This is a genomic window from Acinetobacter sp. 809848, from assembly GCF_000581275.1.
GTDB lineage: Bacteria > Pseudomonadota > Gammaproteobacteria > Pseudomonadales > Moraxellaceae > Acinetobacter > Acinetobacter pittii.
The window spans coordinates 39,118-51,312 of sequence record NZ_JEXG01000018.1; the positions used below are offsets into that span (position 1 = coordinate 39,118).

Consider the following 12,195-nt stretch of genomic DNA (forward strand, 5'->3'; position numbering starts at 1 on the left):
CTCCAAAATGTTAGAAGATAGGATTGATATTGCATTAGCTACATACAATGGAGAAAAATATATTACAGAGCTATTGGATTCTCTTGATCAACAGACTTATCAAAATTTTATTGTGCATGTTTGCGATGACGGTTCAAAAGATCAAACAATAGCTATTTGTGAAGCACATTCTTTATTTAAAAAAGGCAAACTAGAAATTCATGAAAAAACTGGGGGTAATGGGGCCTCAAGGAATTTTATTCGGACACTTTCTTACTGTCAAAATTCATATATTGCGTTGTGTGATCAGGATGATTTTTGGATTCCTACCAAACTTGAGAAAATGTTAGGTAAGCTACAATTTGAAGAGGGAGTGGAAAAAAGACCAACATTAGTTTTTTCAGATTTACAAATTGTTGATGAAAAACTACACATACTTTCACCTTCTTATTTTGCGGTTTCATCAAAAAGTCATTTATGTTCTACGCCATTTGATTTTTTGTTGAGCAATCATGTGCCTGGTTGTGCCATGATGTTTAATCGCTCATTAAAGCAAATATTTGAACCTATCCCTCAAGAATTCAGGATGCATGATTGGTGGATTATTCTAATTGCAGCTTTTGAGGGAAGAATTGTTTATTTAGATGAAAGCTTAATTCAATATCGCCAACATGGGAATAATACTGTAGGTGTTGTAGGCATGGAAAAGCCTACTTTAATACATAAGATCCGTATGGCAAGTTTATATAAAACAATATTGTTAAAAGTAGATATGATAAGAAGAAGTTTCTTACCATATATTCAACAAAGAGAGATGCAGAGAATGGAGCTTTCGTTGGATCAAAAAGCTTTTGTTGATCTATTGCAAGGTCATCTTTCATTTTCGAATAGACTCCAAATCTTTAGCAAGACTGTAACAGGCGAAGATCGGTTACTTAGTTTTGTGGTTTGGTGTCTGTTATGAGTAAGACAATAAATAAAGAAGTTTTTTATTTATATATTATTCAAATTGCCAATATGGTTATTCCATTGGTGTCATTTTCCTATCTAGCGAATATTCTAGGACTAGTAGGATTTGGACAAGTTAGCTTTTATCAAACGGTAAGTTTTCTCGCTGCTTTTTTTATTGACTTTGGTTTCAATATGTCAGCAGCGCAGAAAATGAGTATCAGTCTTGATAATAAATCAAAAATGGATGAACTTTATAGTAATGTACAAAGTGCAAAGTTTTTGATTTTTTTAATTGTATCTGTATTGGGCGGGATAGGGGTGTTACTGTTACCTTTGTCTCATATGGATGCAACCTTATTATTTGTAGGTATTCTTTCAGCTTTTAGCACAATTTTACTTTCTGGATGGGTTTTTCAAGGACTTGGGCGTAACTCAGTTTTAGCTTTCTTTTCTGTTATTGGCCGGGTTGTCTCAGTTGGGTTAATTTTTTGGTTAATTCATCAAAAAAGTGATGTGTTGCTTGCAGTGATAATTCAAGTTGCAATTAGTTTTTCAATTGGTTTGGCAGCAATTATCTATTTTTATCGAAAAAATATAGTAACTTTTCGGTTTAAATCTCTTTCTATCTATAAAATGAAACAACTGTCAGAGGACAGCTATCACAACTTTACTGCATCACTTTTTACTTTGGGATTTACCTATTTAAATCCTATAGTCGTGAAATTCTGTTTTGGTGATGCTTTTTTAGGGTTGTATGCTATGGCTGATAAGTTGGCGGTAGTTATTAAACAGCTTTTTACTCCGGTTACACAGGCTTATTATAGTCGAATGTGTATTTTGAGCCATGAAAAAAAATATCAAGAGTTAATTCAAAATGCAAAGAAAGTTGCTATCTTTTTTGCAGGCATTAGTATTGTGGCCTTTGTCGGCAATCTATTGATTGGTAAATATATTTATAGTTTTTTATTTGGACCAGAATATAAAATCACAAGTTTATTAAGTATTATGATTATGACGCAATTTGTTGTGTCTATGGCGATGGTACTTGTTAATTTAATTATTATTCCAACAGAAAATAGCAGAATTTTAAAAAAATATTACCTGTTAGGATTATTTTTTCACTTCAGTTATTTCTATTTCTTTGTCAAATATTTGCATGTTTATGGAGTTGCCAGTGCTATTTTGCTGACAGAAACAATTCTTACACTGTCATTTTTCATATATGTAAGAAAATATTTTTCAAAAATTTTAACGTAAATGTAAAGGTTATTTTATGAAAATAACAGTAGTTGGTACAGGTTACGTGGGCTTATCGAATGCGATGCTGTTTTCTAAACAACATGAAGTAACTGCCCTCGATATTGATGCCACAAAAATTGATAAACTTAATCAAGGCATATCTCCTATTCATGATGACCTTATTCAAGAATATTTGATTGATAATTCAAACTTTAAAGCAACATTAGATAAAAATTCTGCATATGTAGATGCGGAAGTCATTATTATTGCCACACCAACCAATTACGATGAAGCAAGCAATTATTTCGATACGAGTTCGATTGAATCTGTGCTTGAAGATTTAAACCAATTAAAAAGCGATGCGATTATTGTGGTGAAGTCTACAATTCCTGTCGGTTTTACTGAGCGTATGAAGGAGACTTTTCCGGTCTTAAAAATTGTTTTTTCTCCGGAATTTTTGCGTGAAGGCAAGGCATTGTACGACAACTTGCATCCCTCACGGATTGTGGTAGGTAATACCTCAGAGGTTGGTGCATTAGTTGGAAAATTATTTAAAAATGCTAGTTTAAGGCCTGACGTAGATGTACTACAAATGGATGCAACGGAAGCAGAAGCTGTAAAGCTTTTCTCAAATACTTATTTGGCAATGCGTGTTGCTTATTTTAATGAGTTAGACTCATATTGTGCATCACGTGGACTAAACTCAAAAGATATTATTCAGGCTGTAGGTTTAGATCCACGTATTGGAGCGCACTATAACAATCCGTCATTTGGTTATGGTGGATACTGTTTACCAAAAGACACAAAGCAATTGCTAGCCAATTATCAAGATGTCCCGCAAAATTTGATCGGAGCAATTATCCAGTCAAATACAACACGAAAAGATTTTATTGCCGAGCAAATTCTGGCAAGAAAACCCAAAGTGGTTGGTGTGTATCGTTTAGTAATGAAACAAGGTTCAGATAACTTTAGACAATCTGCAATTCAAGGTGTGATGAAGCGCCTGAAAGCCAAAGGTGTTGAAGTCGTCGTGTTTGAGCCAAGTTTAAATGAGTCAACATTTTTTAACTCACGTGTTTTGACCAATTTTGACAGTTTTAAACAAGAGTCGGATGTGATTATTGCAAACCGTATGGTGAGTGAGCTCGAAGACGTCATTGACAAAGTTTATACTCGTGATTTATTTGGTGAAAATTAATTATACTTAGGTAGTTGTATGAAAATTTTAATTACTGGTGGCGCTGGTTTTATTGGTTCAGCGGTTGTTCGTCATATTATCCAAAATACAGAAAATGAAGTATTAAATGTTGATAAACTGACTTATGCAGGAAATTTAGAATCTTTAATTTCTGTGGCAGATAATCCACGTTATCAGTTTTCTCAAACAGACATTTGTGATCGAGCTGCTTTAGATAAGTTATTTAAGACATTCCAGCCAGATGCAGTTATGCATCTTGCGGCAGAGTCACATGTAGACCGTTCTATTACCGGTCCTTATGCGTTTATTGAAACCAATGTGATTGGTACTTATCAAATATTAGAAGCTAGCCGTGCTTATTGGTTAGGTCTAAGTGATGAAAAGAAAGCAGCTTTCCGTTTTCACCATATTTCAACTGATGAAGTTTATGGTGACCTAGAAGGCACAACGGATTTATTTACCGAAACTACATCGTATTCACCAAGCTCACCATATTCAGCAAGTAAAGCAAGTTCAGACCATTTGGTACGTGCATGGAATCGTACTTATGGTTTACCTGTATTAGTGACTAACTGCTCAAATAATTATGGCCCATTTCATTTTCCTGAAAAGCTTATTCCACTAATGATCTTAAATGCGTTACAAGCAAAACCATTACCAGTTTATGGAAATGGTCAGCAAATTCGTGACTGGTTATTTGTAGAAGACCATGCGCGTGCGCTTTATACGGTAGTGAGTCAAGGTGTGGTAGGTGAAACATACAACATTGGTGGGCATAACGAAAAAGCTAACCTTGATGTTGTATATGCAATTTGTGATCTACTTGAAGAGCTTGCACCAAACAAACCGGAAGGTGTAGCACAGTATAAAGATCTGATTACGTATGTAAAAGACCGTCCAGGCCATGACGTGCGTTATGCAATTGATGCAACCAAAATCAAAGACGAACTCAACTGGGTACCGGAAGAGTCATTTGAAACTGGTTTACGTAAAACAGTTGAATGGTATTTAAATAACAAAGAGTGGGTTGAGCACGTACAAAGTGGTGAATACCAGTCTTGGTTAAACAAGCAATATCAAGGATAACTATGAAAATCTTATTGCTTGGCAAAAATGGACAAGTGGGGTGGGAGCTGCAACGCGCTCTTGCACCTTTAGGAGATATCATTGCTTTAGACCGCCATGGTTTAGATGGCTTGTCTGGTGATATGACCCAACCACAGGCGATTTATGACACGATTTTGGCAGTACAACCAGATGTGGTAGTCAATGCTTCTGCTTATACGGCTGTCGATTTGGCGGAAACTGAGCAAGAACAAGCTGATATCGTCAATCATCAAACTGTAAAAGCTGCAGCTGAAGCCTGTTTGAAAACGAATGCTTTATTGGTGCATTACTCAACAGACTATGTTTTTGAAGGTATGGGAACAACAGCCTTTGTGGAAACTGATGCAATTGCACCATTAAATATTTATGGGAAAACCAAGGCTTTGGGTGAGCAAGCGATTGTTGATAGTGGCTGTCGCTATTTAATATTCAGAACTTCGTGGGTATATGCTTCAAGAGCGAAAAACTTCTTGAAAACTATGTTGAGCCTAGCTCAACAACGCGAAGAATTGTCAATTATTGATGATCAGATTGGTGCACCAACTTCAGCTGAATTGATTGCTGACATCACTGCGCAGGCTATTCCACAAACTGTGGCAGACGCAAACAAAGTTGGTATTTATCACTTAGTAGCAAGTGGTGAGACTTCTTGGTTTGGCTACGCAAACTATGCATTTGCACAAGCCCGTACTTTGGGGCAAGAGTTGGCGATACAAAAGGTTAACCCGATCCCAACAAGTGCTTACCCAACGCCTGCAACACGACCACACAATTCACGATTAGATAATCAGAAAATACAACGCACTTTTGGATTGACTCTACCAGTCTGGCAAGAAGGTGTTAAACGCGCATTAATGGAGCTTTTAAACAAATGAGCTTAAAACGTAAAGGTATTATTTTAGCGGGCGGTTCAGGTACACGCTTGCACCCAATTACTAAAGGTGTGTCAAAACAGCTTTTGCCGATTTATGATAAACCAATGATTTACTATCCGCTTTCAGTATTAATGCTTGCGGGTATTCGTGAAGTATTGATTATTTCAACTCCGGAAGACTTACCAAACTTTGAAAAACTTTTGGGTGATGGTTCGCAATTTGGTATTGAACTCAGCTATAAAGTGCAACCTTCTCCAGATGGTTTGGCTCAAGCTTTCTTAATTGGTGAAGAGTTTATTGGTCAAGACAATGTTTGCTTGATCTTGGGAGATAATATTTACCATGGTCAGCACTTTAGTCATCAATTAGAGGCTGCTTCTGCACGTGAGCATGGAGCAACGGTATTTGGTTATCATGTGACAGATCCTGAGCGTTTTGGTGTTGTTGAGTTTGATAAGGCTGGCAAAGTGCTAAGTATAGAAGAAAAGCCAACCCAACCAAAATCGCCTTATGCAGTAACAGGCTTATATTTCTACGATAACCGTGTCGTTGAGTTTGCAAAACAGGTGAAACCTTCTGCACGTGGTGAGCTGGAAATTACTGACATTAACAACGCTTACTTACAAGACGGCTCACTTAACGTTGAATTACTTGGTCGTGGTTTTGCATGGTTAGATACAGGCACACATGAATCTTTGCTTGAAGCTGGCCATTTCATTTATACCATTGAAAAGCGTCAGTCCTTCAAAGTGGCATGTTTGGAAGAAATTGGCTTCCACCAAGGCTGGATTAGTAAAGAACAGCTTTTAGATAGTGCAGAAGCATTGAAAAAAACCGAATATGGTCAATATTTGAAAAAAGTTTGGGAAGAATCAAATGAAGGTTGAAACGACTAAAATTGAAGGGCTTTTGATTCTTCACCCAAGTGTTTTTGGTGATGACCGTGGTTGGTTTATGGAAAGTTTTAATCAACAACGTTTTGCTCAAGCACTTGAAGATTTAAATTTACCAGTTCCAACTTTTGTACAAGATAACCATTCATTGTCACAAAAAGGTGTGTTGCGTGGTTTACACTATCAAAATGCACCCTATGGACAAGGAAAACTGGTGCGTGTTGTACAAGGTCGCGTTTGGGATGTGGCTGTAGATATTCGCCCAGACTCAAAAACCTATGGCGAATGGGTTGGGGTAGAACTCAGTGCAGAAAACAAAACTATGTTTTGGATTCCTGAAGGATTTGCCCATGGTTTTATCTCTTTAGAAGACAATACCCAGTTCTTGTATAAAACCACAAACTACTACAATAAAGAAAGTGAAGGGGCCATTATTTGGAATGACCCAACACTTGCAATTGAATGGCCTTTGGCGGAAGTTGATGAAGTATTGGTGAGTGATAAAGATCAAGTCGCATCTTTGTTTATAAAATAAGGCAAGAATGAAGAAATTATTTTTCTTAACTAATACTGTTGACTTGGCTAATCCTAGTGATGGATTGGCCAAGAAAATTAATGCCCAAGTGAAAGCTTTTGAGCAAAATGGTTATGTTACAGAGTTAGCTGGATGTTCTAATACAGAATATACAATTCATGCGCAAAAATTCTTTCTTACAGAAGAAGGAGTTTTTAAAAGAACTAAAGAAATACTTCAAAGTGTTGAGAGATATCTATCTACTCAACCTGAATATGAAATACTTTATATTAGGAAGTTCTATTTCACTCCATATTTTTTATCTTTTCTCAAGAAAATCCGTCCAAAATTTAAATATATTATCTTGGAATTACCAACTTATCCATATTATGGTGAATTATTAACTTCAAGGGCAAAGGTAGGGTTTTGGATAGAAAACTTACTGGTAACAAAAAGTTTAAGAAAATATATAGATAAAATAGTTACATTTTCGAGTGATAAAAAAATATATGGTATTGATTGTATAAAAATATCTAATGGTATTGATGCTTCAGAGCAAATATATTTTGAAGAACCAAGTAGAGATGTAATTCATTTTATTAGTGTATCTTCGATTAGCTTTTGGCATGGGATAGACCGTTTTATCCTCGCATTAAAAAATTATAATGGAACTAATCTGCATTTCCATATCGTGGGAGGAGAAAATGAAGTTTCATCATCTCTTCAGAATATGGTGGATGAATATGGCTTAAAAGATAAAGTAACTTTTCATGGGCATAAAAGTGGGGAGGAGTTAAAAGCTATATATGCTATGAGCCATATTGGTGTAGGAAGTTTAGGGCGCCATAGAAGTAATATTTATTATTTGAATTCCTTGAAGAATAGAGAATATATTGCGAAAGGTCTGCCAGTTATTTTTTCAGAAATTGATGATGACCTTGAGGAAAGTGCATTCGTTTATAAGGTTCCAGCAAGTGAAGATATAATTGATATTCCTGAAATTATACAATGGCTTGGTGAAAGTGATTTTAACCGTCAAAATATAGTTAAATTCTCTGACAGATTTCTATGGAAGAGCCAAATAGGAATTTTATTGTCTAAGCTTAAGTAAATTTTTTGTTTTTTTAAGATATATTTTTTCCTGATTATATTGGTTAGAGAAAATATAATGATATGAAGAAATGAAATATTAATATTGGTGTGAGTTATGAATGGTCTTATTCTAAAGAAAAGAAATTTCTTTTTCTTTTTTATTGCAATAGGTATTTTATTGCTTTCAATTGTGGTTGCAAATAGAGGGCCAAATGTTGATAGTGATTATTATACATATCTAGATTATTATTCATATGGGCATCAAAATGTTGAACCTGTTTTTAAAATAGCTTCAAATATATTTCATTATATTAATAATGGCTTTATTTGGATGCTTGGTTTTTTTGCTTTTTTTGGTCTATTACTAAAAATTAGAGCATTTTATGATTTTTTTTATAAGAAATCATTTTTGTCATTTTTATATATGCTTTTTATGTATCTAGTTGTCTTCTTTCCAATTTGGGAAATGACTCAAATACGTATGGGATTAGCTATATCTTTATTAGTATATGCCTTTATTATTGTTGATAAGTTATGGATTAAGGCTCTGTTCTGTTTAATGGCCTTATTATGTCATTATGGGACATCAATTGTTATAGTTTTATATTTTATATTTTATTTTTTTTCTAATAGAAAGATATTGGCCTTTTCATTGTCTAGTTTGGTGGTCTATATATTTAGTCAATTAATTGTTCGATCTAACTACGAAGTTTATAATGTAGATAGTTATAGTGAAGTTTTTAATCCATATTCTTTTAAAAATTTATATATTTTTTTAAGTAGTCTTTTCGTTATTTTTATTTGTTATATTGATAAGAAGTATAATAATATTAATATTATAATGGCATTTATTTCTTTAATGTTATTAGTTTTATATTTTATAGTCGGATCTACATATCCTAGTATTGCGATCCGATATGCAGATATTTCATTATTTTTCTGTTTGTTGGCTTTAGGTTTGATTTATAATTCTCCTTATGCCTCAATATATAAATTAGTTTCATTTTTTGTATTGATTCCATATTTCTTTAATACATATTTCCTATCTTCACCACCTGTTGTGAATATTAATTTTATTAGAGTATTATTTAATGTCTAGCTTATCTAACGTTTGGGCGATAATTGTTACATTTAACCCGTCTTTGGAGAATGTAAAAAAATTAGTTAAGCAGTTGTCAATTCAGTCTGTGATTCCTTGTATTGTAGATAACTGTTCTACAAATGTAGACTCAGCCCAACTCAAAAATATTCATGAAGCTAAAAGTATATTTCTTGAAAAAAACTATGGTATTGCTACAGCACAAAATAAAGGTATTGAATTTGCAATAGAAAATGGTGCTGATTATATTTTATTCTTTGATCAAGACAGCTCTATTCCCGATGGCTATGTCCAGGCCTTATATTCAGACTATCAATACTTGCAGGGGCAAGGTGAGAAAGTTAGTGCAATTGGTCCACGGTTTATTGATGACCGTTATAATTTCTACTATAAAACTATTAGTGTGACTAAAAGTGGTTTTAGAGAAAAACATGATGTATCTCAAATTACGAAGCCCTTGCATTCTACCTTACTCATTTCATCTGGTTCTTTAATTTCAGTAGAAACGCTCAAAGTTGTTGGCTTAATGCGTGATTATTACTTTATTGATTATGTTGATACAGAGTGGTGTTTGCGGGCTGAGTATTTAGGCTACAAGAACTTTGTTTCTGCCCAGGCTGTTATGCGCCATACAATTGGAGATAATGTATTAAATCTAAAATTTTTTAATGTTCCTGTTCATTCTGCATTTAGACGATATTTTCGGGTGCGAAATGCTTTTTTTATGATGCGTGAACCACATGTGCCGTCTATGTTAGTAGTTCGAGAAATGCTCTTTAATGGTGTACATCAGATTATTCTAATCTGTTTTGAAAAAAACAAATGGCAATATATTAAATCATATTTTAGAGGGTTAAAGGACGGGTTGGTTATGGGACAAAATAAAGATGTCTAAAGTCATTGCTTCGATAGTTTTATATAAACATAGCTATGCTGAGTTAAAAGCAACACTCGACAGTTTATTTGCCACTCCAAGCATTGAAAAAGTTATTTTGGTAGATAACCATTCAAGTAACTGGGCTGCAACATTTCAACATCCTAAAGTTGTTTATGAAAAATCAGAGGGTAACTTTGGTTTTGGTTATGGGCATAATGTCGCCATTCGTAAATATGCGCCAAAAAGCGATTATTTTCTCATTTGTAACCCAGATATTTACTTTGATGCTGAGCAATTTGCCCAATTGCTAGACTTTGCTCAAAGCCGACCTGAAGGTTTGTTTTTACCAAAAATTGTCTATGATACTGGTGAAGACCAACATGGTGCGCGGTTAATACCTACGCCCTTGAACCTGTTTGCCCGTCGTTTTTCCCCATCTTTTGCCAAAAAGCTTGATCAACAATATTTGTTAAAAGATTATTCACTTAATCAGCCATATTTTGTGCCTTATCTTTCAGGCTGCTTTATGTTATTTGATGCGGCAAAACTTTTAGCAATTAATGGTTTTGATGAACGTTTCTTTATGTATATGGAAGATGTGGATTTATCTCGTCGTTGTGCTGACCAATTTGGTACAGTGTACTATCCATTAGCACAAGTAGTGCATGTTCACGAACAAGCATCATATAAAAACAAACAATTACTTAAAGCACACTTAAAAAGCGCGATACAATACTTCAATAAATGGGGATGGATTTATGATATGGGGCGTAGTAGGCTTAACGCCAAATGTTTAAATCAATTTTCTAAATAATGAAGCATTTAAAATGAAATTTGTAGGTATATTCAGATGTTAAAAAGGCTTGTAGATATCATTATTGCCCTATCTGCCTTAATTCTTCTAATGCCTGTTTTTTTGATTGTAATTTATAAAGTTAGGAAAAACTTAGGTTCCCCTGTCTTTTTCTTACAAGAACGTCCGGGCAAAGATGGTAAATTATTTAAAATGATTAAATTTCGCTCTATGAAGGATGCGGTTGATCAAGAAGGTAATATTTTACCAGATGAAGAGCGGATTACCCCTTTTGGGCAAAAGTTACGTTCTACTACACTCGATGAAATGCCTCAGCTGATTAATGTGCTTAAAGGCGATATGAGCATTGTAGGACCACGTCCCCAGTTGCCAGATTTTTTGGAATATTACACACCAGAGCAGATGCGTCGTCATGAAGTTCGACCGGGTATGACTGGTCTAGCACAGGTAAGTGGACGTAATAATTTGAGTTGGGAAGAAAAGTTCGATCTAGATGTGCAGTATGTGAATACACAAAATCTTTGGCTCGATTTTAAAATTATGTTTAAAACAGCAGAAGTCATGCTGAAAAAAGAAGGAATTAACGCACCGGATCAAGCAGTGGGCGCAAGTCGTTTCACTGGTTCCCGAGATAATTAAGTTTTTAAATAATAGTTGGTAACAGTTCAATGATTAAAAAAGCAGTTTTGCCAGTTGCGGGTTTAGGTACCCGTTTTTTACCAGCGAGTAAATCGATTCCCAAAGAAATGGTTACAGTTGTTGACCGCCCTGCCATTGAGTATGTGGTACGTGAGGCAGTTGAAGCAGGTATAAAGCAAATTATTTTTGTGACTCATTCTGCGAAGGTTGCCATTGAAGATTATTTTGACCATGACTTTGAATTGGAAACAACATTAGAACAAAAACAAAAATATGATTTGCTTAAAGAAATTACTGATATTTTACCTAAAGATGTCAGTATTGTGAGTGTTCGCCAACCAAAGCCTTTAGGCTTGGGGCATGCGGTACTCTGTGCTAAGAGTATAGTAGGTGATAATGATTTTGCTGTACTTTTACCTGATGTGTTGGTTAAAAATAAATCTGAAAAAAATGATTTGGCTCGTATGATAGAGCGTTATGAAACAGTTCATGCTGCCCAAATTATGGTTGAAGCTGTGCCAGAACATTTGGTTGATCAGTATGGTATCGTCGATGTGCCACATTCACCTGCTGCTGGTGAAAGTATCGCCATGCAAGGCATTGTAGAAAAGCCTGCTATAGGCACTGCACCGTCAAATTTGTCAGTAGTTGGGCGCTATATTTTACCCGCAAAAATTATGCAACTTTTAGAACAAACCCCTAAAGGTGCTGGCAATGAAATTCAATTGACTGATGCGATTGCCTTATTACAGCAAACAGACCATGTAGAAGCTTATTGTATGCAAGGTCAAACTTTTGACTGTGGTAGTAAGTTGGGCTATTTAAAGGCTGTGTTGCATTATGGTGTTGAACACCCGCAATTAGGACAAGCATTTAAAACGATGATTGCTGAGTTAGAACAATAAGAGATTGTAGGTA

The 12,195-nt window shown here is 34.9% G+C and carries 13 protein-coding genes; all 13 read left to right on the plus strand.

Annotated features, from left to right (window positions below; genetic code table 11):
* Window positions 1–7: 7 nt before the first annotated feature.
* The 13 genes from J536_RS15270 to galU all read left to right on the plus strand — a co-directional run bounded on the left by J536_RS15270 (window position 8) and on the right by galU (window position 12,182).
* Entirely contained in the window at window positions 8–943 is a 936-nt protein-coding gene (locus J536_RS15270) for a glycosyltransferase family 2 protein (protein ID WP_032063258.1), read from the plus strand.
* Window positions 940–2,187: an oligosaccharide flippase family protein gene (locus tag J536_RS15275; RefSeq protein ID WP_002120719.1), complete on the plus strand. Its 1,248-nt coding sequence runs from the start codon at window positions 940–942 to the stop codon at window positions 2,185–2,187. The genes J536_RS15270 and J536_RS15275 overlap by 4 nt, the downstream gene beginning before the upstream one ends.
* A gap of 16 nt (window positions 2,188–2,203) precedes the next feature.
* A complete protein-coding gene (locus J536_RS15280) occupies window positions 2,204–3,367 on the plus strand; it encodes a nucleotide sugar dehydrogenase (RefSeq protein WP_016802684.1) in 1,164 nt (387 codons plus the stop codon).
* Between the two features lie 18 nt (window positions 3,368–3,385).
* On the plus strand, window positions 3,386–4,453 hold the full coding sequence (rfbB, locus tag J536_RS15285) for a dTDP-glucose 4,6-dehydratase (RefSeq protein WP_016802685.1): 1,068 nt from the start codon (window positions 3,386–3,388) through the stop codon (window positions 4,451–4,453).
* Between the two features lie 2 nt (window positions 4,454–4,455).
* Window positions 4,456–5,349 (plus strand): dTDP-4-dehydrorhamnose reductase, encoded by an 894-nt coding sequence (rfbD, locus tag J536_RS15290; protein WP_017400310.1) that lies wholly within the window; start codon window positions 4,456–4,458, stop codon window positions 5,347–5,349.
* A complete protein-coding gene (rfbA, locus tag J536_RS15295; protein ID WP_016802687.1) occupies window positions 5,346–6,236 on the plus strand; it encodes a glucose-1-phosphate thymidylyltransferase RfbA in 891 nt (296 codons plus the stop codon). The genes rfbD and rfbA overlap by 4 nt, the downstream gene beginning before the upstream one ends.
* Window positions 6,226–6,777, plus strand: a complete 552-nt coding sequence (gene rfbC, locus J536_RS15300; RefSeq protein WP_002120810.1) for a dTDP-4-dehydrorhamnose 3,5-epimerase — start codon at window positions 6,226–6,228, stop codon at window positions 6,775–6,777. Before rfbA ends, rfbC begins: the two co-directional genes overlap by 11 nt.
* Window positions 6,778–6,784: 7 nt before the next feature.
* Entirely contained in the window at window positions 6,785–7,867 is a 1,083-nt protein-coding gene (locus J536_RS15305) for a glycosyltransferase (protein ID WP_032063260.1), read from the plus strand.
* Between the two features lie 96 nt (window positions 7,868–7,963).
* Window positions 7,964–8,947: an EpsG family protein gene (locus J536_RS15310; protein WP_002120745.1), complete on the plus strand. Its 984-nt coding sequence runs from the start codon at window positions 7,964–7,966 to the stop codon at window positions 8,945–8,947.
* Window positions 8,940–9,842 (plus strand): glycosyltransferase family 2 protein, encoded by a 903-nt coding sequence (locus J536_RS15315; RefSeq protein ID WP_032063262.1) that lies wholly within the window; start codon window positions 8,940–8,942, stop codon window positions 9,840–9,842. The genes J536_RS15310 and J536_RS15315 overlap by 8 nt, the downstream gene beginning before the upstream one ends.
* Window positions 9,835–10,638: a glycosyltransferase gene (locus tag J536_RS15320; RefSeq protein WP_002120717.1), complete on the plus strand. Its 804-nt coding sequence runs from the start codon at window positions 9,835–9,837 to the stop codon at window positions 10,636–10,638. The genes J536_RS15315 and J536_RS15320 overlap by 8 nt, the downstream gene beginning before the upstream one ends.
* A 36-nt stretch (window positions 10,639–10,674) precedes the next feature.
* Window positions 10,675–11,277 (plus strand): sugar transferase, encoded by a 603-nt coding sequence (locus J536_RS15325; RefSeq protein WP_002120766.1) that lies wholly within the window; start codon window positions 10,675–10,677, stop codon window positions 11,275–11,277.
* A gap of 29 nt (window positions 11,278–11,306) precedes the next feature.
* Window positions 11,307–12,182: a UTP--glucose-1-phosphate uridylyltransferase GalU gene (galU, locus tag J536_RS15330; RefSeq protein WP_032063264.1), complete on the plus strand. Its 876-nt coding sequence runs from the start codon at window positions 11,307–11,309 to the stop codon at window positions 12,180–12,182.
* The last annotated feature ends 13 nt before the right edge of the window (window positions 12,183–12,195 follow it).